Annotated in this window: 22 protein-coding genes and 1 pseudogene; 21 read left to right on the top strand and 2 right to left on the bottom strand. The window is 43.9% G+C overall.

Annotation, left to right across the window (positions count from 1 at the left end):
• The first annotated feature begins 113 nt into the window (after positions 1–113).
• The 12 genes and pseudogenes from DESOR_RS20900 (at position 114) to DESOR_RS20845 (ending at position 9,145) form a co-directional block, all read left to right on the top strand.
• On the top strand, positions 114–2,249 hold the full coding sequence (locus tag DESOR_RS20900) for an acetate--CoA ligase family protein (RefSeq protein WP_014186586.1): 2,136 nt from the start codon (positions 114–116) through the stop codon (positions 2,247–2,249).
• 258 nt (positions 2,250–2,507) lie between these two features.
• Positions 2,508–3,281 carry an acyl-CoA dehydratase activase gene (locus tag DESOR_RS20895; protein WP_014186585.1) on the top strand — a complete coding sequence of 258 codons (774 nt, stop codon included), beginning with the start codon at positions 2,508–2,510 and terminating at the stop codon, positions 3,279–3,281.
• Positions 3,282–3,411: 130 nt separating this feature from the next.
• Positions 3,412–4,653, top strand: a complete 1,242-nt coding sequence (locus DESOR_RS20890) for a 2-hydroxyacyl-CoA dehydratase subunit D (protein ID WP_014186584.1) — start codon at positions 3,412–3,414, stop codon at positions 4,651–4,653.
• Positions 4,640–5,773 carry a 2-hydroxyacyl-CoA dehydratase subunit D gene (locus DESOR_RS20885; protein ID WP_014186583.1) on the top strand — a complete coding sequence of 378 codons (1,134 nt, stop codon included), beginning with the start codon at positions 4,640–4,642 and terminating at the stop codon, positions 5,771–5,773. Before DESOR_RS20890 ends, DESOR_RS20885 begins: the two co-directional genes overlap by 14 nt.
• 32 nt (positions 5,774–5,805) lie before the next feature.
• A pseudogene (locus DESOR_RS20880) lies at positions 5,806–5,985 on the top strand (DEAD/DEAH box helicase family protein); the annotation flags it as partial.
• A gap of 167 nt (positions 5,986–6,152) precedes the next feature.
• A complete protein-coding gene (locus tag DESOR_RS20875) occupies positions 6,153–6,467 on the top strand; it encodes a DnaJ family domain-containing protein (protein WP_014186582.1) in 315 nt (104 codons plus the stop codon).
• A gap of 4 nt (positions 6,468–6,471) precedes the next feature.
• On the top strand, positions 6,472–7,011 hold the full coding sequence (locus tag DESOR_RS20870) for a GNAT family N-acetyltransferase (protein ID WP_014186581.1): 540 nt from the start codon (positions 6,472–6,474) through the stop codon (positions 7,009–7,011).
• Between the two features lie 199 nt (positions 7,012–7,210).
• Positions 7,211–7,645 (top strand): HD domain-containing protein, encoded by a 435-nt coding sequence (locus tag DESOR_RS20865; RefSeq protein WP_014186580.1) that lies wholly within the window; start codon positions 7,211–7,213, stop codon positions 7,643–7,645.
• Between the two features lie 97 nt (positions 7,646–7,742).
• Positions 7,743–8,051, top strand: coding sequence for an AbrB/MazE/SpoVT family DNA-binding domain-containing protein (locus DESOR_RS20860; protein WP_014186579.1), 309 nt, complete (start codon positions 7,743–7,745; stop codon positions 8,049–8,051).
• Positions 8,020–8,277 carry a type II toxin-antitoxin system RelE/ParE family toxin gene (locus DESOR_RS20855; RefSeq protein WP_014186578.1) on the top strand — a complete coding sequence of 86 codons (258 nt, stop codon included), beginning with the start codon at positions 8,020–8,022 and terminating at the stop codon, positions 8,275–8,277. Before DESOR_RS20860 ends, DESOR_RS20855 begins: the two co-directional genes overlap by 32 nt.
• 161 nt (positions 8,278–8,438) lie before the next feature.
• A complete protein-coding gene (locus DESOR_RS20850) occupies positions 8,439–8,786 on the top strand; it encodes a DsrE family protein (RefSeq protein WP_014186577.1) in 348 nt (115 codons plus the stop codon).
• Positions 8,787–8,896: 110 nt separating this feature from the next.
• Complete coding sequence (locus DESOR_RS20845; protein WP_042331488.1) at positions 8,897–9,145, top strand: hypothetical protein; 249 nt, start codon at positions 8,897–8,899, stop codon at positions 9,143–9,145.
• A gap of 119 nt (positions 9,146–9,264) precedes the next feature.
• Here DESOR_RS20845 and DESOR_RS20840 read toward each other — a convergent pair whose 3' ends face one another.
• On the bottom strand, positions 9,265–9,573 hold the full coding sequence (locus tag DESOR_RS20840) for a DUF6506 family protein (RefSeq protein ID WP_014186576.1): 309 nt from the start codon (positions 9,571–9,573) through the stop codon (positions 9,265–9,267).
• 349 nt (positions 9,574–9,922) lie between these two features.
• Between DESOR_RS20840 and DESOR_RS20835 the strand changes: the two genes are divergently transcribed.
• Together DESOR_RS20835 and DESOR_RS20830 are read left to right on the top strand one after the other, a co-directional pair.
• Complete coding sequence (locus tag DESOR_RS20835) at positions 9,923–10,978, top strand: lipoate--protein ligase family protein (RefSeq protein ID WP_014186575.1); 1,056 nt, start codon at positions 9,923–9,925, stop codon at positions 10,976–10,978.
• Positions 10,975–12,066: a geranylgeranyl reductase family protein gene (locus DESOR_RS20830; protein WP_014186574.1), complete on the top strand. Its 1,092-nt coding sequence runs from the start codon at positions 10,975–10,977 to the stop codon at positions 12,064–12,066. The genes DESOR_RS20835 and DESOR_RS20830 overlap by 4 nt, the downstream gene beginning before the upstream one ends.
• Here DESOR_RS20830 and DESOR_RS20825 read toward each other — a convergent pair.
• Positions 12,063–13,148: a lipoate--protein ligase family protein gene (locus DESOR_RS20825; RefSeq protein WP_014186573.1), complete on the bottom strand. Its 1,086-nt coding sequence runs from the start codon at positions 13,146–13,148 to the stop codon at positions 12,063–12,065. The genes DESOR_RS20830 and DESOR_RS20825 overlap by 4 nt on opposite strands.
• A gap of 127 nt (positions 13,149–13,275) precedes the next feature.
• On the opposite strand from DESOR_RS20825, the gene DESOR_RS20820 reads away from it, so the two are divergent.
• From DESOR_RS20820 to DESOR_RS20795, 7 genes are all read left to right on the top strand, one after another.
• The gene (locus DESOR_RS20820) at positions 13,276–15,237 is read left to right on the top strand and encodes a sigma-54-dependent Fis family transcriptional regulator (protein WP_014186572.1); all 1,962 of its coding nucleotides are present in this window, start codon (positions 13,276–13,278) and stop codon (positions 15,235–15,237) included.
• A 160-nt stretch (positions 15,238–15,397) separates the two neighbouring features.
• Entirely contained in the window at positions 15,398–17,272 is a 1,875-nt protein-coding gene (locus DESOR_RS20815; RefSeq protein ID WP_014186571.1) for a sigma-54-dependent Fis family transcriptional regulator, read from the top strand.
• A 207-nt stretch (positions 17,273–17,479) separates the two neighbouring features.
• On the top strand, positions 17,480–18,538 hold the full coding sequence (locus tag DESOR_RS20810; RefSeq protein WP_014186570.1) for a 2,3-butanediol dehydrogenase: 1,059 nt from the start codon (positions 17,480–17,482) through the stop codon (positions 18,536–18,538).
• Positions 18,539–18,554: 16 nt separating this feature from the next.
• On the top strand, positions 18,555–18,749 hold the full coding sequence (locus DESOR_RS29060) for a hypothetical protein (RefSeq protein WP_158309057.1): 195 nt from the start codon (positions 18,555–18,557) through the stop codon (positions 18,747–18,749).
• Between the two features lie 57 nt (positions 18,750–18,806).
• Positions 18,807–19,769 carry a thiamine pyrophosphate-dependent dehydrogenase E1 component subunit alpha gene (locus DESOR_RS20805; protein WP_014186569.1) on the top strand — a complete coding sequence of 321 codons (963 nt, stop codon included), beginning with the start codon at positions 18,807–18,809 and terminating at the stop codon, positions 19,767–19,769.
• Between the two features lie 24 nt (positions 19,770–19,793).
• Entirely contained in the window at positions 19,794–20,765 is a 972-nt protein-coding gene (locus DESOR_RS20800) for an alpha-ketoacid dehydrogenase subunit beta (protein WP_014186568.1), read from the top strand.
• Positions 20,766–20,836: 71 nt separating this feature from the next.
• Entirely contained in the window at positions 20,837–21,829 is a 993-nt protein-coding gene (locus DESOR_RS20795; RefSeq protein WP_014186567.1) for an ATP-NAD kinase family protein, read from the top strand.
• Positions 21,830–21,850 lie beyond the last annotated feature (21 nt).

Genomic DNA, 21,850 nt, shown 5'->3' with positions numbered 1-21,850 from the left:
ATATTGAAGGAAAACAAGTGAAAATGTGGAACAAATTATTAAGTAAACTTGTTCTAATTATTATTGTCTTTGAAGAACATTTAGAGAACTTATTATGTATGAGGTGAAAACCCATGTTAAATGATGTCGATTATTTAAAACAATTTTTTGAGCCTGAATCAATAGCTATTCTTGGGGCTTCGAGTGATACAACTAAACCTAGCTCAAAACCACATGTTTCGCTGATAAAAAGAGGGTATAAAGGCAAGATTTATCCTGTTAACCCAAACTATAATGAGATATTTGGCCACAAATGTTACCCTTCCTTGGCAGATATACCTGGTAAAGTGGATTTGGTAATAATCTCAATACCAGCTCAAGGAGTCTATGCCGCTCTGGAACAGTGCATTGCCAAGGGTGTTTGTGCAGCAGTCATCTTTAGTTCGGGATTTGCAGAAATTGGTTTAGAAGGGCGTTTACTTCAGGAGAAAATAACAGCGTTGGCTAAGGAGTCCGGTATTCGCCTGTGCGGACCTAATAGCGTTGGGTTGATTAATACCATTAACGGAGTCATGGCTTCTTTCGCTCATATTGTTGATATACCTGACGTGGCTTCAAAATCTGTGGGTTTTGTCACTCAAAGCGGCGCTTATGGTGTCTTGATCTATGCAGAGGCTCTTGCAAACGGTGTTGGGTTTAATTATTTCGTTAGTGTGGGCAATGAAGCGGACACAGAATTCGCCGATTTTTTAGAATATATGATTCATGATAGCGCAACCAAGCTGGTAGGGGGGTATCTTGAGGGCGCGAGAGATGGGGCTAAATTGCGTAGAGTGGCTGAGAAAGCAGCGAAACTTCAAAAACCCATAATGATTATGAAAGTGGGACGAAGTAAGGTTGGAGCAAAGGCTGCCTCCTCGCATACCGGGTCTCTGGCAGGGGTTGACCAGATCTATGACGGGTTTTTTAAACAAACAGGGATCATCAGAATTGATGGGTACGAAGAGTTGATTGCTTTTGCCCCATTTACTTCAGCAGGCCGGTTACCTCAGGGAAAAAACGTTGCAATATTGAGCATTTCCGGTGGTATAGGAGTTACTCTTGCCGATGCGTGCGAGGGGCTGGGTTTAACTCTTCCTATGCTTAAAGAAAGCACAATGGCAAAGATGAAAGAGGTTCTTCCTTTCTTCGCATCCGCCCAGAATCCCATCGATATGACAGGCAAGTACATGACTCATCCACACATACTATTGACCTGTTTAAATGCTTTACTTGAGGATGATAGCATCGATATTATTTTTGCAAACTTTGAATTATTTGAACCATATGGAGTTGAAATTGCCCGAGGTATTATTGATATCTATAACTCTACCAGTAAGACCATAGTCCTTAATCCCTGGGTTTACCCCGGAACTGACGAAGGCGAAGGGGTCAGAGAACTTCGCAGGGCCGGTTTGCCTGTGTTCTTTAATCCAACCTTGACGGTTCGTGCACTAGCTCAGATGGCTGATTATGCCGAGTTTCTACGTAAACGGAAAAATAGGGAATATCAAATACCTGTTACAACTCGAGGGGAAAGAAGCAAGGTTGAGTTAAATGACTTGGAAGGTGTTTTAAGTGAAGGGATATCTAAGAACCTCCTAGCCAGTTACGGCATTCCTGTTACCAAGGAAAGCTTGGCCCAAAATGAGGATGAGGCTGCTTCTATGGCTGGTCAGATAGGATATCCAGTAGTTCTGAAGGTGGATTCACCGGATATTCCGCATAAAACTGAAGCAAATGCTTTAAAGCTTAATCTGTCCACGGAAGAAGAAGTAAGAAGGGCGTACAAGATTGTACTGCAAAATGCGAAAAAACATAAGCCGGATGCCAGGATTAATGGGGTGTTAGTACAGGAAATGTTGTCGGAGGGTATAGAAGTAATTATTGGGGTTACTAGGGACAAAGTATTTGGTCCAACCATTATGTTTGGCTTGGGCGGAATTTACGTAGAAGTGTTAAAAGATGTTTCCTTCCGTGTAGCGCCACTCAGTCCAGGAGATGCCCTAGATATGATCAAAGAAATTAAGGGTTTCGAGCTGCTCAAGGGAGTAAGAGGAAAGCCATCCGCCGATTTAGATGCGCTTGTGGATGTAATTATGAAGGTATCTGCCATGGTAACGGAACTGAAGGATCAAGTTGAAGAGCTGGATATCAACCCCTTAATAGTATATCCAGCTAAAATGGGTGTTAAGGCTGCAGATGCTATGGTTGTTCTACGAAGCAGTTAAATTATTAGTAGTTAGGCTGTATTAAGTTAAATGAAATCTAATGCGGCAGGCCTCTTATATCCGTGCAGGAAAAGGTGCCGCTGTTTGGCATGCCTGAAGCAATTCAAAATCTGCAAAAGCGTATTCTGAGGGAATGGCTGCTCAATTCTGGTTACGAGTACGCCAATGCTCGAGAAAACTGGTGTATATGAAGTGGCCATTAGCATAGGGCATAGTAATTGCTATTATACATTACTTAGAAGGAAGGTAGGGTTGTAATTGATAACTGCAGGTGTGGACATTGGATCGACCTCTTCAAAAGTTGTGGTTTTGGAAGACGGCGAAAAGATTTTAAGTAAAGTCATAATACCTGTCGGTGCAGGAAGCAGCGGGCCGGCAAGAGCCTTTGAACAGTCTATTCGGGAGGTGAATTTGAGTCGAGAGGATCTAAAGAGGGTCATTGCAACCGGATATGGCAGAACTCATTTCCCGGATGCAGACCAACAGATTACGGAAATAACCTGTCACGCCCGTGGAGTTTATGAACTTGTTCCGGGTGTAAAAACGATTATTGACATCGGCGGTCAGGATGCTAAAGCAATCGGAATTGGCAAAGGGGGAACTGTCTCTAACTTTATCATGAATGATAAATGCGCAGCGGGTACCGGAAGGTTTTTGGAGGTTATGTCACGGATTTTAGAAATTAATATTGAGGATTTAGCAGAATTGGCTGCATTAGCAAAAAATGAAGCTTCAATTAGCAATACTTGTACAGTGTTTGCAGAGTCTGAGGTTATTTCTCAGCTTTCCAGAGGCACATCTCGTGAGGATGTTGCAGCGGGTATTATCAAATCTGTGGTAGGCCGTGTTGCCGGACTTGTTAAACGTATTGGCGTGCAAAGTGAGGTTGTTATGACCGGCGGAGTGTGCCTGAACTGGATGATTATTAAGGTGATGGAGAAAGAGCTTAGTGCACCCGTTAAGGCTTCTCCCATGGCACAATTGACAGGTGCCCTTGGGGCGGCCCTACTCGCTTTCGAAAGTGCAAGATAACCCCTCAGTGATAGGATGGTGCTTCAGTGCGAAAATATTCCCAATATTCTATATATTAGAGCAAAGGTGTACCGGTCGAGGAGGGTTCTGAACTTAAAAAATGATTTAGATTGAAAAAGGGGTGACTTAAGTGCCTGAAAAACTTACTTCAAGAAATTTACTTAATCAGCTGCAAACTCGTCATTATAAGGATGCTTACATAGCTAAAAAGAAAGGACAATTGGTTGGATGGGCAACGTCAATTTTTCCTCAGGAATTCTGTGAGACTATGGATTTAACGGTGGTTTATCCCGAGAATCACGCAGCTGCCGTCGCGGCTAAGAGAGGAGCCTTACCACTGTTAGAGCAGGCGGAAAGCGAAGGGTATAGTGTGGATTTGTGCTCCTATGCCCGGATTAATCTTGCCTATATGAAATCTCAAGCAGCGGAAGTGCTTATCCCACTTCCTGACTTCATTTTATGCTGCAATAATATTTGCAACACCCTAATAAAGTGGTATGAAAACATCGCTGCAGAACTTAACATACCCATGATTCTTATCGATGTCCCCTATAACCATGGGTATGAACCAACACCGGCAGCCATCGATTATATTAAGTCTGAGTTTGCGGAGTGTATCCGGCAGCTTGAAACAATCACCGGCCGCCCATTTAATCACGAGCGTTTCCAGGAAGTTATGAAACAATCCAATGAGAACTCACGCGCCTGGAAACGGGCGCTGGATTTAAATCAAGCAGTTCCGGCTCCCTTGAATGGCTTTGAACTATTTAACTATATGTCTCAAATGGTCTGTGCAAGGGGGCGCAAAGAAACAGGAGAATTATTCAAGCTCTTGATTGAGGAATTAGAAGAAAAAATCAGGTTAGGCAAGTCTTGCTATGAGGATGGAGAAAAATGCCGGGTGATGTGGGATGGCATCGCTTGTTGGCCTCATATTAAGCATAACTTTAAGGCTTTAACAAAGAACGGGATCAATATCGTTTGCAGCAGCTATCCGGAAGCTTGGGTTTTGCTCTATGAACCGGGAAACCTTGATGAATTAGCCAAGGTCTATTCCATGATCGGCAACAACACTTGCATGGAATACCAAGCCGATCGAAGAGAGAGAGAGGTAAAGGACTTTAAGCTTGATGGTATATTGTTCCATGTGAATCGAAGTTGTAAGGTTATGGACTTTATGCAATATGAGCAACAACGCCTGGTTGCAGCTCGAACGGGCGTTTCGATCATGAATTTTGATGGAGACCAGGCTGATCCTCGTAATTTCGCTGCAGCTCAGTTTGACACCCGTCTTGAGGCCTTAATGGAAATTGTATCTTATAATAAGCCAGCTAAAAAAAGCAAAGAGGTGACGAATAATGACCCAGCTTAAGGATCTATTGTCAGCGTTGGAAAACGTTGCTAAACATCCGGCACAGGTTATTAATAAATGCCTTGAGGAGAAGCGGCTTATGATCGGGTGTGCCCCGGAATATTGTCCGGAGGAAATCGTCTACGCTGCCGGAATGCTTCCGGTTGGTCTATGGGGTGGGTCGACAAGCATCAAAAACGCCAACCAGTACTTTCCTGCCTTTGCTTGTTCTTTAGTTCAAACCACCTTAGAGCTGGGGATGCGCGGTGTATATGACCGACTTGCAGGGGTTATTATCCCTGCCCACTGCGATCATCTAAAGTGTTTCGGACAGGATTGGAAGGTTGCCGTTCCTCAAGTAAGGTTTATACCCCTTGCTCATCCAATTAATCGCAAATTGGAAGCAGCTGTCGACTACTTAAAAAGTGAGTATTCCCGGATCAAGAGTATCCTTGAAGAAATTGGCGGCAATCCTATTTCCGATCAGGCCTTAAGTGAAGCCATCGAGATCTATAACGATCATCGGAAAACCTTAAGGGAGTTTACCATGATTGCCCGGGATTATTGTATAACGATTACCCCTGACCTCCGCCACAATGTTATCAAGAGTGGTTACTTCATGGATAAGTTGGAACATACTCAACTTGTCAATTCTTTGATTGGAGAGTTGAAAAAAGCTCCTCCCGAAGCATGGAAAGGGAATAAGGTTGTTTTGACAGGGATTATGGCCGAACCAAAAATTCTAGGCATGTTCGAGGAATATGGATTGGCTGTCGCAGCCGATGATCTGGCTCACGAAAGCCGGCAATTTAGAACGGATGTACCCCGGGGGACAGACCCTCTGGAACGATTAGCGCGTTATTGGAGCTGCATGGAAGGCTGTTCATTACTATATGACCCCCAAAAGAACCGTCGCTTTATGCTGAAAACAATGGCGGAAGAGAGCAGGGCAGATGGTGTTGTGGCGTGCATCATGAAATTCTGTGAAATGGAAGAGTTCGATTATCCTATTTACAAGAAAACTTTGGAGGAAGCTGAAATCCCCTTGCTTTATCTGGAATTAGATCTGGTAACACCTTCTTTAGAGCAAGCAAGAACTCGAATCCAAAGCTTTGCTGAAATGATTTCTATGAAAAAATGATAGTCATTATAATTACCCAAGTACGCAGTAACCTCGCCATTGACGAATTCCATCACGCTGCCCCCCCATCTTACCAAGAACTTTTGGAGTATTGTAAGCCGAAGGTGCTGCTCGGACTGACGGCAACCCCTGAGAGAGCGGACGGACGAAGCATTTATACATATTTCCAAGGCAGAGTGGCTGCCGAAATCCGCTTATGGGAAGCTATTGAACTTTTCGCTTTCACTGGTCCTTGGTACCCACCTGGCCGGTAGTTGCAGGGAATGAAGAAGCCGTGCTGTGCAAGAAATTAGCGGGGTATAGGGACTATTGCTTAAAGACACGTTATCGTCTGATTCCTTTTATATGGTAATCAATAGATTTGAAGGAGCTGAACAGTATGTTCGAAGAACTGGTTGAAGCAAAAATTCAAGAAGCCATGAGAAAGGGTGAATTTGATAACCTTCCTTTTGGCAAACCCATTGATCTGAGTTACTGGGCAAGTCTTCCCCAGGATATACGGGCCGGATATATGTTGTTACAGAATGCAGGCTACGCGCCGGAAGAGGTGTACATGTTAAAGGACATGGCTGAATTACGAGAACAGTTGGCCGGCAGCAATAACCCGGATAAAAGAGCGGTCATCCGTAAAAAGCTAAGAGAGATGGATTTAAAATATAGCATTATGATAGAACACCAAAAACGGGGAAAGTAGAGGGATGATGAAGTCAATCACTTACCAGAAATTAAGACAAGATGAGATTGGCCTGGATTTATTAGGCTCTTTCAATCGATATCAAGAAGTCAAACGTTGTTGGAGAAAAGATGGTAATCAATGGATTCTGAAGGATATTTCATTCACCGAAGATTGGAACTCAAAAAAAAAGTATGCTGTGGCAATAGGGCTTCAGGAATGTATTGAAAAAAATGGATTTGTTTTTGGTGCTTTTATAGATTCTAAGCTAATAGGATTTTCTTCCCTGGCATCTGATTTTTTTGGCATTAACAGTGAATACCTTGAAATGCAGATGATCCATGTATCTTCGGAATATAGGGGCAAAGGTATTGGCAAAAAACTTTTTGAGCTAATAGTTGACAGCGCAAAAAGCCTAGGTGCAAGAAAGCTGTATATTTCTGCTCAATCATCAGAAGAATCACAAGCATTATATAAAGCCGTTGGTTGTGTGGAAGCAAAGGAAATTAATCAAACAATTGCTGAAAATGAACCCTATGATTGCCAATTGGAATATGTCCTTTGATAGTACGGAGCGGAGCTTACCTCCTCAAATTCGGATTTGAATCCGAATTTGAACTGCAGCCAGGCGGCCGTTCTTTTTTTGCTCCACTAAACTTGCGGCGGGTCGTAGAAGAAACAATAAGCCGCCTCGTGTTATGAGGTTATGCAACCAGGCCACACAGGGTAAAGTTTAGGTGGGAAATGCTTTAGGAGGTCTTAATTTGCTGAACAAAGCGATTGAAATTGCCACGCGTGCTCATGCCGGACAAGTTGATAAAGCTGGAGAACCTTACATACTTCACCCGTTAAGAGTTATGTTGTCAAGAGAAAACGAACTTGAAAGAATATGTGCTGTGCTGCACGATGTTGTGGAAGATTCGGATGTTTCTTTTGATGATCTTCGTAAAGAGGGATTTTCAGAGGAAGTAATAGTTGTTTTGGACTGTCTGACTAAGTGCAAAGGTGAAAGCTATTATGAGTTTATTGCCAGAATACTTGGAAATGAAACTGCCTGTCATGTTAAGCTTGCAGACTTATGTGATAATATGAATCTGAGCAGGATTGAGAATCCCACTGAGAAGGATGAAGCTAGAATAAAAAAATATAATGAAGCAGCTGAACGAATTATGGATGTTTTGTCTTTGAGGCAGAGGTGACCAAACGGGGGCTCTTCACCGTGAGATAATGTTGATACACTAAATAAATGGTGTTAAACTGTATATACTACTAAACTGTGAAAGCAGGTGAAAACGAGTGGCTATTGTTCAGCAAATTCAAAAAAGAATGATTGTCAGCCTTGCACAAATTGCAAAAGATCTTAATTTGCATGAAGGGGATCATGTCTTAATTGAGGAAAAAGACGGGGGGATTTTTTTGAGACCAGTAGACTGGGTTGATAAAAATCAAAAATATTTTTGGACAAAAGAATGGCAAGAAAAAATAAAACAAAGCCAAGAAGCTCTTGAAAACGGCGAATACAAAACATTTAGCAACATGGAGGAGGCTATTAAAGATCTGGAGGAGCTTGCCCATGCCAATAATAATAAGAACCAAACCATTTGATACAGACTTTTTATTACTAACGCAAAAAGAACAAAAACAGGTTTTAAAAGCCCTCCGCTTCCTTGCCGATAACCCAAGGCATCCATCTTTGCAAACCCACAAGATTGAAGACACTCCGTTTATTGAGGCATATGCAAATATGGATATTCGTATAATCTTTGAAAGGACAAGTGATACAATTATTTTACGAGCCGTAGGACATCATGATGTCCTAAAAGGCCTATAACCAGTAACAGTAGACAACAAGCTACCGTTCTTGGACGGTGCTTGAGGGAAGAATGCCCTAATATTGAGCATAGAAAATGAAGTAACGCGAGACAACTTTTGTCTCGGTGCTGGTGGAGGGCAAGGTATTATCTCATAATGGGTTAAGGAGGCGTTGCCGGTATGAATCTGCCTAATAAATTGGTCGTGATCTGGACAAGCGGGGATAGGGAAGTTGCTATCCGAATGGCATTCATGTATACCCTCAATTCAAAGCTCAAAGAATGGTGGGATGAGGTATCCCTGATTGTCTGGGGGCCTTCGGCCAAACTTCTCACGGAAGATCAAGAATTGCAGGAATACGCTGGGAAAATCAAACAGGCCGGGGTGGAGCTTTTGGCCTGCAAGGCTTGCGCCGATAGTTACGGGGTGTCGGAGGTTTTAGAGAATATGGGCATCAACGTAATATATACAGGTCAGGTGCTGACCGATTTCCTGAAAGACGAAACTACGAAAGTTCTTACGGTTTAATTAAATAAGTATGGCAGCGGTGCCTTAATTTCAAGGAATTTGGAAAAGCTGAGTATGGACTGCGCTATTAACGACTTGGTCATGGAAATCAACAGGAGCTATATCTAATAATGAAAATCAATGAAAATGCCCTGAAAATTATAGGTATTCTGGAATCCCGCGGATACGAGGCCTTTGTCGTCTGCGGCTGCGTGCGGGATCTATTCCTTACCATGAATGCGATTGCCTATAATCCCAAAACCGGTATCATCGATCCCTATCAGGGGCAGGAAGCTATTCGGTTGAAGGAGATCAAAACGGTTGGGAAGCCCGAAGAAAGATTCAAGGAAGATGCCTTGGAGGAAAGCTGTCCGGCTTAAGAGTGTGACAAACTGGCAGGGTAATCGACATGACCACCAACAATCTTTACGATAAGGAGGTGCCTTTTGAACTGCAGCCGGTTCTTTAGGCGCCTCCTTTTTCGTTGTCTTCATTGGCCTCAGTTATTAAATAGATCATCTCCGCTTTTTCCGCTTAACCCGGGGTGGTTATCAAAGCGTACCGTACCTACTGGAATTTTATGTTTTACAGCTTCAACTATTTTTGCCGTTCCAATGTTGCCAAATCCTGCGCATAATTCCAACGCCTGAACTCCTTCGGTTACAAGTTGCTGGGCAAGATTAACAGCTTCCTGATAGTTTTGGACTCCTCGTATGAGCAGGGTAACTTGTGGAGTTTGAATATCTGCCTGATGTTGTGATGGGTCGGCTTGAGGTGCAAGAAAAATAAAGGCGGCTTTTAAGGACACTTAAATCACATCCTCTCCAAACTAAAATTCATTCTAATGCTCACAGTGTAGAATTGGCTTAACATGCAGCAATCTGTGATGTCATTTATAAATGCAATTCATATGCCAAAAGTTTTCATCAGGGCTTGGCATATGAATTGCATTTATAAATTTTGAGGAAGTACTAAGGTCTGGAATACAATAAAGAAGAAATACAGTCCTTTGTAGTAACTGAAAGCTAAAATTAGTTAAATTTTTGTGCGTATTTTAAATGAAAAAAGTCCAATCCACTGTTCGATTTTCGGGCACTGTTCGGAAATCGAACAGTGCCCATGATCAATTACCTAAACTTATAAAGGAGGACTTGGTTATGAATTGGCGGCTGCTTGACAATAATCCCTTAAATTCGGCTGATCACATGGCTTTAGACGAAGTCTTGCTTGCGTCCCGCAGTACAGGAAAATGCCCGAATACATTGCGTTTTCTCCAATTTTCCCCTCGCTGTGCTCTATTGGGTTTACATCAAGCGGCAGAGTTAGAAATTGACGAAGAATACTGCCGAAGAGAACACATTGAAATCAATCGCCGTATCACAGGAGGCGGAGCAATTTTTTGGGGACCGTCCGAACTGGGATGGGAAATTTATGCAGGCAAAGATTGGCTGGCGGGAAGAAATCTCGATGAGGTCTATAAGTTGTTGTGTGAGGTTATGGTTAAAGCTTTGAACGATCTTGGTGTAAAGGCGATGTTCCGTCCCCGTAACGATATTCAAGTTGGTAATCGTAAGATTTGCGGTACAGGAGGGGCTGAATTAGGCAATGCCTTTGTTTTCCAATGTTCTTTACTTGTTGATTTTGACGTTGAGAGCATGGTCAAGGTATTGAAAATTCCCAGAGAAAAAATAAGTGATAAAAAAATTAATGCAGTAGAGGATCGGGTGACGTGGCTTAAAAGAGAGCTCGGTTGGGTTCCGGATATGTCCAAGATTAAAGATGCTATTTGTAAGGCATTCACATCCGTGATGGATATGCAATTTATTAGAGATGAACTCAATCCATGGGAAGAGGCCATATTTCGTGAGAGGAGAATGTACTTTTATTCGCCTGAATGGATTAATAAAGTTTGTTTACCAACCGGGTCGGGAGAAATAAAGGAAGCGTGTCTTAAAACGCCGGGAGGATTGATCCGGGTGGCTGCCAAGACGGAGCTAAAAGCACGAGTTTTGAAAAGCATTTTAATCAGCGGGGATTTCTTTACCCATAATCCAACTGTCATCTTTGAGCTTGAAGCTCGTTTAAAGGATTGCCCCCTGGAAGGAGATAAAATCGAGGAGATAATCAGGGCTTATTTTAAGGCTTACCCGGATCAAATTCCCGGTGTGAGAGTTCAGGATGTGGAGTCATGTGTCCGGAGAGCTTTAAGATGAACGCTGAGTATAGAATCGACGAGCTTCCGATTTTGGCTAAAGGTGATGTTGTGGTAATCGGGGCTGGCCCGGCGGGCAGCTCCACTGCCGCAACAGCGGCTGCCGGCGGGATAAGTGTACTGATGCTGGACAGGAAAGAACACATAGGTTTGCCGGTTCAATGTGCGGAGTATGTACCATTGAGTATAGCTGCAGAAGTACCTGTTCCGGCGGCTTGCATAGCACAAAGGGTGGAAGGGTTCGTTACCTATATTCATTGGGAACAAGTGGCTCAAACACGGGCACCTGGTTACGTACTTCATCGGGATGTCTTTGATCGTTATTTAGCTGAGAGAGCGGTTCATTCTGGAGCTAAGTTATTGACTAAAGCACAGGCAGTTGCCGTCGCTGATCAGGGGGTTGTAATCAAGGAACAGGGAAAACTATCTATAGTTAAAGCAAACATTGTCATAGGCTCGGAAGGACCTAAATCCGTAGCAGCTCAGGCGATGGGGTGTTCGCTTCAGACTTTAGCCTACGCTAAGCAAATCACGGTCAAGTTAAGAAAAAGGTTGCAATGGGCTCAAATTTACTTTAGTCCATCTTTCCCCGGCGGATATGCCTGGCTCTTTCCTAAAAATGATTTGGCCAATGTCGGGGTCAGCCTGGATCTAAGTTTAGGTGGAAACGCAGCAACTGCTTTAGGGGAATTTCAACAATATTTAATGAAAGAAGGGGTTATTAGTGAAGAAGTAATACGAAGGACTGGCGGAACGATTCCTATTGGCGGGCCCCAGCTAAAGATTCAAGAGAAAAACCTAATGCTGGTTGGGGATGCGGCAGGACATACTCATCCAATTAGTGGAGAGGGTATCTTTCCGGCAATAGTGGCTGGGAAAATTGCAGGTTCTTTAGCTGTTGACAGTATTCGAAGGGGTGACATTGACATATTAAAACAGTATCCTCTACAGTGTTTGACAAGATTTGGAGAATTTCTAAAAAGGGGTTTTGAAAGGAAAGGAGAATATAGTATCAATTGGGGAAAGACTGAATTTTCCGTCTTAGTACGGAAAACCTGGTTTGCATTTCCAGAGTACTTTGAATCTTAAGCAATAGGTGCTTTACTGTCATACGGGAGGGATGATTGCGCAGTTGCAGCACCGTTTTTACCGCTAAGGGTAAGGGCTAATTTATTTGAATTGAAGGGATTTAAAGCATGTACTGCCGTACAGGCTTCGTTTAATGTATTAAAATCCAGCTCTTTTCCAAGGAGGGCGCATTCCAACCGATGCAAAAATAGGGGAGGGATTAAGCCAGTGGAGTCACTCAAGGTAATTTTGGTAATCCGGTGACCATCGAGTACTAAACGGCAAGTTAGGTCGGGACCATCAAGAGAAACTTGGTATTCTCTGATATAACAGTTTTCCGCTACTTTAATCTCCCGATAGAGGAGGCGACGCCCGGTTTCCATGAGCCATCGATTGGATTGAAACATAGGGGTGAGTATGCGAATTTGTTCAAGAACCTGATTATCCAGTTTGGTTGAAGTAAGTGAGAAGGTATCTGTGAAGTTAGTTTTGAGCCTTTCGATAACTTCCTGTCTACTTATGGTCCTCCCTGTTTCCGACTGCAAAGTCGTGAGGTTTGCTTGCATTTGCTGTAAATATTCTTGGCGGAAACCCTCTGATGGGACACGGATAAGAGAAGACATAACCTCATAATCGAAATCCAGTAGAATGTTTCCGACTAAGACATAACACTCTCCGATTTGACCTGCACCGTTGCCGGAAATCTTTTTGGAGTTAATAATTAAGTCACAGGGTGAACGTAACTCCGCTGCCAGATTGAAGTCTCTCAGAGTTTGTATTACCGGTTGAAGGAGCTTCCTGTAAAATCCCTCGCGGTTGGTAGGGATATCGGGATTTTTTCGATGCAGTACAATTTGGAAAAAGACCTGCCGGTCGTCCAGCAATACTAATCCGCCTCCAACTTCGCGACGAAATAGGGGAATTTCTAATGCTTTACATGCTTTTATATTAACTTCACTGGATATATCCTGATGGAACCCTGCACAGACATAAGGTGTTGCAGGGTAACAGATTATCAACGCCTCCCGGTTTAGGTGGGCAAGGGCGTGATATATCATCTGTGAATCAAACCAGGAAACGCAGTCAAGATTATAAAATTCCATAACAAGAAAAAACTCCTTACTGTGAAAAACTAAACTTATAGTTATTTTTAATGCAAATTCTATGCCAAGAATGAGTGAGCGAAATATGATTTCGTGATTAAACGTTAAAGTCATGGAGGTGCTTATAATGTACACTCAGTCCGTGAAATATGTAAAAGACCCGCTTTGGGCGTGGAAGAATTTTGTCGAGAGGGGTATCGCTGATGCTGTACTTACACGTCCGGAGATCTTGGAATCCTGGCAGCGCTGTCGGGAACTTAACGTAAATCCTTATGATGGCATAGGTAAAGATAGATTGAATCAAAAGGAATTAGATAAGCTTATCCTTTCTAACTCACGATTAGTAGAGGCAGCTAAACCTTTTATGCATACCGTCTACCAAAGTGTTCAGGGTTCGGGATTTATGGTTGTGATAACAGACAAGGAAGGGAGGATTCTGCACTCTTGCGGAGACTCGGCGATTCTGGATAAAGCTGAAAGCACAATTCGTTTTATAAAGGGTACAAACTGGTCGGAACAGGCCGTAGGGACCAACGCCATCGGGACAGCGCTGGTCATCAATAAAGCCATTCAAATTTCCGGGTCCGAACACTTTTGTCAGTCACATCATTACTGGACCTGTTCCGGAGCTCCGATTCATAACTCGCTTGGGGAAATTATCGGCTGTTTTGATATCTCCGGCCCCGCCCAATATGTGTATTTACATACCTATGGGATGGTTGTGGCGGCTGTGGAAGCCATCGAAAATCAATTGCGCAAGGAAGAAATTCAGGAGGAAAAGAACCGGGCCTATGAATTATTGAGTGCAGCAACAGAGAGTGTAACTGAAGGTTTGCTGGCTGTGGACAAGGAAGGCAGGATTATTCATATCAATCCTGTTGCTCAAAAGATACTTCGCTTGAGCAAAAAAATAGAGACAGGTCAACTTCTGAAATCCATCCTGGGCCCTAACGAGAAGTTCAGTGAAATGGCTAAGCAACTTCTTTGGAAAACGGATGTGGAAATTGTGCATGATCAAGGACCGGATCGAATTCATTGTACATGTTCAGCCCGTCCATTTTCTAAGAAAGATGGCTCAATTGCCGGTGTGGTGTTTACCTTGCGGGAAATAAATAAAGTTCGACGTTTAGTCAACATGATGGTGGGGGCAACCGCTCGTTTTTATTGCAAGGATATTATCGGAGAATCTAAAGTCATGAAAACCGCCTTGAAATTAATTTCAGTCGCGGCAAATTCCAGATCCAATGTTCTTTTGACAGGAGAAAGCGGTACGGGGAAGGAATTGTTTGCCCAAGCGATTCACAATCACAGCAACCGCTCGATGGGTCCTTTTGTGGCAGTTAATTGTGCGGCTCTGCCGCGAGAACTCATACAGAGTGAACTTTTTGGCTATAATGAAGGAGCTTTTACCGGAGCGAAGCGAGGAGGGAATCCGGGGAAATTTGAACTGGCTGATGGGGGGACGATTTTCCTGGATGAAATCGGTGATATGCCCATGGAATTGCAGGTCAACCTTTTGCGGGTTTTGCAGGAGCGGAAAGTAACGAGGGTTGGTGGAGACAAGGAAATTCCGGTTGATGTGCGCATCATAGCAGCTACCAACAAGAATTTGTTCAAGGATATTGATGAGGGACGCTTTCGTCAGGATTTATTCTACCGATTAAATGTATTTAGCATTCATATCCCTCCTTTAAGGGAAAGGGAAGAAGATATTGAAGTCTTGACCATGTATTTGATCCGGATTTTTTCGGAGAGTTTGGGTAAGCAAATTAAAGGAGCAGAAGCGGAATTTTTACAGGCCATCAAAAGGTACACTTGGCCTGGGAACGTCAGGGAATTGCAAAATGCCATAGAGTTCGCCATTAATATAGCTGAAGGAGATTACCTTACTGTTAAAGAATTGCCTCACACCGTTAGCTGTCCAAGGCAGGTAAGAACTGAAGGCAAGGTTATTTCTTTGTCGGAAATAGAACGGATAACCGTTGAATCTACTCTAAACCAGTTTAACGGCAATATTACGCAAACTGCCAAAGCTTTGGGGATCGGACGCAATACATTATATGATAAACTAAAAAAGATTAGGGGTTAGAGCTTAGGCTTACTAGTTATATTAGTCCGGATCACGGACTAATATAAGCTGATTGTTTGAAGTTTTCGCCAAGAGGCAATAATCCATAAATCGAAATCAGAATATTCTAAAAAGTATTCGTCTCTTTTTAGTAGGATTTTTTTGCAAGGGGGAAATAATAATGGATTTTAACAGGAAGGACGTTAATTTACTGGATGTTATTGACTTAGAATTTTTGCAGCAGTTTCAGGACACTTTTGCTCGTGTGACAGGTGTTGCTGTTTTAACTTTAGATAAGGATAACAACCCGGTGACTCAGCCGATAAATTTTATTGATATATGTATGAAATATAATCGAAGCTGCTCTGAAGGTTTAAAACGTTGTGAAATAAGTGATAAGAGAGGCGCTGAAGAATCAACTAGAACCGGAAAGCCTGCGGTATATCATTGTGAAAATGGCATGATGGATTTTGCCGCTCCCATAATGCTTAACGGCGTACGAATCGGAGCAATCCTGGGTGGACAGGTCTTGGCAAAGCAGCCGGAAAAGGAAAAATATATAAAGCACGCTGAAGTGCTGGGCGTAAATCCCCATGAATACTTAGAAGCTTTAAATAAAGTCCAAGTTATTCCGGAAGAAAGAATAAGGGAAGCAGCTAATTTGCTTTATTTGGTGAGTTCAAAAATTTCTAAAATGATCGAAAACCAGTTGCGTAAGGAAGAACTTCAAGAGGAAAAAAACCAGGCCTACAAATTGTTGGCTGCTGCGACCAGCAGCGTTACGGAAGGCCTGATGGCTGTGGACAACGATGGTAAGATCATTCATATTAATCCAGCGGCTCATGCCATTATGGGATTGTCGGATAAAAATATCGTTGGTAAACCATTGAGTTTGATTCTTGGTCCCAACAATAAGTTTAGTGAAATAGCCAGAAACGGCCTCTGGAACACTGATGAAGAAATTGTCCTGGATCAGGGTGGGGAGAGCATTCATTGTACAAGTTCTTCCCGGCCGATCTTGAAAGAAAACGGTACAATCGCCGGTGTAGTGTTTACGTTGCGGGAAATGAGAAAGGTGCGCAGGTTAGTCAACAGAATGGTAGGGGCAACTGCCCGCTTTACCTGTGAAGATATTATTGGGGAAAGTGTGGGAATGAAGAAGGCTTTTAAGTTGATCTCGGTTGCGGCTAATTCCCTTTCTAATGTCTTACTTACAGGTGAAAGCGGAACGGGTAAAGAGCTGTTTGCCCAAGCGATCCACAATCATAGCGGCCGTTCGGAGGGGCCGTTTGTCGCGGTCAATTGTGCAGCTCTGCCGCGTGAACTCATTCAAAGTGAACTATTTGGTTATAATGAGGGTGCTTTTACCGGGGCTAAACGGGGAGGCAATCCCGGTAAGTTTGAGCTGGCCAATGAGGGGACCATCTTTCTGGATGAAATCGGGGATATGCCCATGGAATTGCAGGTCAACCTTTTGCGGGTTTTACAGGAGCGGAAAGTAACCAGAGTTGGCGGAGAAAAGGTGATTCCTGTTAACGTCCGGATTATTGCAGCGACCAACAAGGATCTGATGAAGGCCGTCGAAGAAGGGCGTTTCCGAGAAGATTTGTATTACCGCTTGAATGTCTTAAATATTCATATCCCGCCCTTAAGAGAGAGAGGGAAAGATATTGAACTCTTAACTATTCATTTAATAAACATTTTTGCTGAACACTTGGGTAAGGATATTAATGGAGCTGAGCTGGAATTTTTCGAGATTATTCGTAATTATTCCTGGCCCGGAAATGTAAGAGAATTACAAAACACGGTGGAATATGCCATGAATGTGGCGGAGGGTGAATATCTCAGCGTTACGGATTTACCCCGCAGCATACATCGGCAGCCGGACTTTTTGAAGGAAGTGGGGAAAGTCATCTCCTTAACAGAAATAGAGCGAATTACTGTTGAGTCAACGTTAAAACGCTTTGACGGCAATATTACCAAAACGGCCAAAGCTTTAGGAATTGGACGCAATACCTTATATGATAAGTTGAAGAAGTTGAGGGTTAGAGCCTAGACCGGATTTAAGACAAGTGCTCGGGAAGCGAACATACTGTTCAGTTCCCGGGCACTTCTATATTAGAGATAGTATATAAACTTTTAGGGACAGCCTTTGCTTAAGAGTTGGCATAATGTTTGCAATATATCGAAAATTAACCGGCCGAATTAATCCAATGTGTTTGCAGACCCAAAACAAGGCCTATTGAAAAAGGAGTGATGATCAATGAAAGCAGCAGTGTGGTATGGACGAAAAGATGTTCGGGTTGTAGATGTGCCGGAGCCGCCATCGCCGGGCGAAGGGTGGGTAAAGGTTAGGGTGGAGTGGTGCGGGATCTGTGGTTCCGATCTCCATGAATATCTGGCAGGTCCGATTTTTATTCCGGCCGCTGAGCCTGATGCCCTCACGGGCAGTAAAGCCCCCCTTATTCTTGGCCATGAATTTTCCGGAGAAGTGGTTGAAATTGGTCCGGGAGTCAAGAATGTTCAGGTGGGAGACCGGGTTGCCCCAGATGCTTGCCAAGTGTGTTGGGAATGTTATCATTGCAAACGCATGAATTACAGTATGTGTGAAAAGTTAGCCTTTACCGGGTTAATGACTGATGGTGCCTTTGCTGAATATGTTAATGTTCCAGCCTATACTATGTATAAAATTCCGGATGATATGTCCTATGAAGCAGCTGCGGTCATAGAGCCAATAGCCGTTGGAATCCATGCCGTTCGGCAGGCACCGGTTATTGAAGGAGATAAGGTCGTTGTTCTGGGTGCCGGAACGATTGGGCTCGCGACTTTACAGGCCGCCAAGGCAGCCGGAGCCAGTAGAGTCTATGTGATTGAAATGGCTAAGGCCAGAAAAGAATATGCTCTGAATATGGGGGCGACGGCAGTTTTCGATCCGAGAGAAGTGGACGTTGTAGCCAAGATTAAGGAACTTACTGATGGATTAGGGGCAGATGTTACCTTCGAATGTGTCGGGAATGAGAAGACAGCACCCCTGGCCATACAATTGGCGCGAAAAAGCGGCAAAGTGGTCATGGTAGGAATCTTTGAACGGGAAAGCTCGTTTAACTTTTTTGAGGTAACTGCTAATGAAAAACACATTATAGGATCCTTAGCTTATAATGGAGAGTTTGCTACAGCAATAGATTTGTTGAATGACGGGCGGCTTTCTGCCGAACCCATGATTACGGGAAAAATCAAACTTGAAGATATTATTGAAAAAGGATTCGATGAGCTGGTGAACCGGAAAGAGGCAAATATCAAAATACTGGTTTCTCCCCGCTAAGTAATAGGCTTCTGTGGTGTTCGAAGATCGAACGGGTGTTCAATTCACGACCAGCGGAAGGGCCGGGGCAAGACTAACTTGCTTCACTATGAAGTTGAAAATTCGTGGCCAAACCTTGTTTAATCAGCTGCAAAAGTTAAGCTGGCATATGGCTTGCTTAGATATCCATGTCAGCAAAGGGGGGATGGGAGGGAGATTAATGTTTGTCTGACAGTTTATGTGGATTTGGGCCGGAATCAAAGCTTATTCGGAAGAGGAGTGATTTAAAGTGGCGCTTAATAAAGAACAAATGCTTGATTTATATCGTCAAATGCGTACGATCCGAGAATTTGAAGAGACCGTTGCTAAGTTCTTTTCACAAGGTCAAATTCCTGGTTTTGTTCACTTGTACATCGGTGAAGAGGCTGTGGCTACGGGAGTCTGTGCGAACTTAGAAAAACAGGATTATATCGCAAGTACACATCGGGGGCATGGCCATGGAATTGCCCGTGGAGCATCAATTAACAAAATGATGGCTGAAATTTTCGGCAAGATTGATGGGGAATGTAAAGGAAAAGGCGGTTCCATGCATATTGCCGATGTAGAACTGGGCTTTCTTGGTGCGAATGGGATTGTGGGAGCAGGTATGCCCTTAGCTACCGGGGCAGCTTTTGCCGCTAATTATCTGAAGACCAATGGAGTTGCTGTCTGCTTTTTCGGGGATGCGGCCTCAAACCGGGGTACGTTTCATGAATCCCTGAATATGGCGAGTATTCAGAAGCTGCCGGTAGTTTTTGTTAATGAGAATAATATGTACGGTATTTCCATGAGCCAGGAAAGGCACCAAAACATTATAGACATTGCAGACCGTGCTGGGTCCTACGGAATGCCGGGTATGGTTGTGGACGGCAATGACGTTATGGCAGTCTATGAAGCAGCAGAAGAAGCCGTCAAACGTGCTCGTGCCGGCGGAGGTCCCGTTTTGATTGAATGTAAAACCTATAGGCATCACGGCCATTTTGAAGGGGATCCCTGCGTATATCGAAGCGATGAGGAAGTGAATGGCTGGAAAGCGAAAGACCCTTTGCCGCGGTTTGCCCAACGTTTGCAGGAAATGAAAATAGCTGCAGAGGCTGAAATCAATCAAATTGATACTGAGGTTCAAAAGATAATTGCTGATGCGGTTGAGTTTGCTCAAAAAAGTCCTGTACCGTCTCTTGATGAACTCACGAGGGATGTTTACTGCGACTAAGGAATTTGAAGGGGTGAGATTATTATGGCAGAAAAGACGTATTCCCAAGCGATCAATGAGGCCCTGGAAGAAGAAATGCGCAGGGATGAGAAAGTTTATATTTTAGGAGAAGATGTCGGGGCATTCGGGGGGTGTTTTGGAGTAACAACAGGTCTTCTTGAAAAATTCGGTGCTGAAAGGGTGTTGGACGCTCCGATCTCTGAGACAGCCATTATGGGTTCAGCTGTAGGGGCGGCAGTCGCCGGCTTGCGCCCGGTTCCGGAAATCATGTTTGTGGATTTTGTAGGTGTTTGTCTCGATGAGCTGTTAAACCAAGCAGCCAAGATGCACTATATGTTTGGCGGCAAAGCTAAGGTACCGCTGACGTTAAGGATGGCTTGCGGAGCCGGAGTGGGTGCTGCAGCCCAACACTCTCAAAGCCTGGAAGCCTTAATGTGCCATTTTCCGGGGATTAAAGTAGTTATGCCGGCAACAGCAGCCGATGCTAAAGGCTTGTTGAAAACGTCCATCCGTGATGATAATCCGGTGGTATTCTTAGAGCATAAAGCTCTTTATGGAGCAATGGGTGAAGTCCCTGAAGGGGAGTATACTATCCCCCTTGGCAAAGCGGATATCAAGCGAGAAGGAAAAGATGTCACGATCTTAGCTTATTCCATGATGCTTCATAAAGCGTTAGCCGCTGCGGAAACCTTATCTCAAGAGGGAATTGAAGCAGAAGTGATTGATCCTCGTACCCTGATTCCCTTTGACAAGGAAACGTTGTATAAATCACTGGAAAAAACAGGACGCTTGGTTATTGTACATGAAGCGGTTAAACAGGGGGGATTTGGGGGCGAGATCGCGGCCTTAGCCGCGGAAGAATGTTTTGATTTTCTGGATGCTCCTATTAAGAGGGTAGCGGCACCCTTTACACCTATTCCTTTTGCATCTAACCTGGAAGCGGCATTTATTCCGGATGAGGCAAAAATCATCGCGGCTGTGAAATCCTTTTTCTAGACAAGAAGCATTCTCCGTAAAGGGCGGCCGTTGTTCGGTTGCCCTTAGCTCTTAGGTAGGAGGAGAAGAATATGATTGCTGGAATTATTGCCAATCCCGCTTCAGGAAAAGATATCCGACGGTTGGTGGCTCACGCCACGGTCTTTGATAATCAGGAAAAGGTAAATTTGATCCGGAGAATTTTGCTTGGACTTCAAGCTGCAGGGGTTAAGCAGGTTTGGTTTATGCCGGACTATTATGGTTTCTACGAGCAGGCTTTAGATGTTTTCCGCGGTGAAAATCAATTAACCATGGAAACCAAGCTCTTACCCATGGAGTGTAAGGCCAAACAAGAGGATTCACAGCTGGCAGCAGCCAAAATGGCAGAAATAGGGGTTCGCTGCTTGGTAACCCTGGGCGGCGACGGGACAAACCGGGTTGTGGCTAAAGGAGCGGGAGAGGTTCCGATTATGCCTGTTTCCACAGGAACCAATAATGTTTTCTCGGTTATGGTGGAAGGAACTATCGCGGGCTTGGCAGCTGGTTTGGTTGCTACAGGTCTGGTTGAACAAGAGTGTTCTTTGCTTCGCACCAAAAAGCTAATTATCTATATCAATGGCCAAGCGGTTGATATAGCCTTAATAGATGCTGTTGTACTAGCTGAGCAGTTTATCGGTTCTCGGGCTATTTGGGACATCGGTAAGATCCGGCAGATTGCTGCTACCTGCGGCGAGCCCGTTCATATTGGTATTGCAGCAATCGTTGGTGCCCTGCGTCCCATTGATAAGCGGGAAGCCAAAGGGATCAACATAACCATCTCAAGTGGCTCACTCAAGGTAAAAGCAGCGGTTGGGCCTGGTCTGATTCGTTCGGTTCCGGTAAGTTCCTATGAATTAATCAGCCCCGGTCAGAAAGTCGTTGTCAATCATGTCCCGTGTGTTATAGCAGTTGATGGAGAGAGGGAGATTTTAGTTGGTCCGGAAGACTGTGCCGAAATAGAACTAGTCCAGACAGGGCCGTTTGTGGTCGACTTCCAAAGCACTTTAAAGCGTGCGGCCCAAAAAGGGTTATTTATAAAGGGCTGAATCAGTCTTAGCAGAGTAAAC

This window comes from Desulfosporosinus orientis DSM 765 (assembly GCF_000235605.1).
Taxonomy (GTDB): domain Bacteria; phylum Bacillota; class Desulfitobacteriia; order Desulfitobacteriales; family Desulfitobacteriaceae; genus Desulfosporosinus; species Desulfosporosinus orientis.
This window is presented reverse-complemented; position numbering and strand designations above follow the sequence as displayed.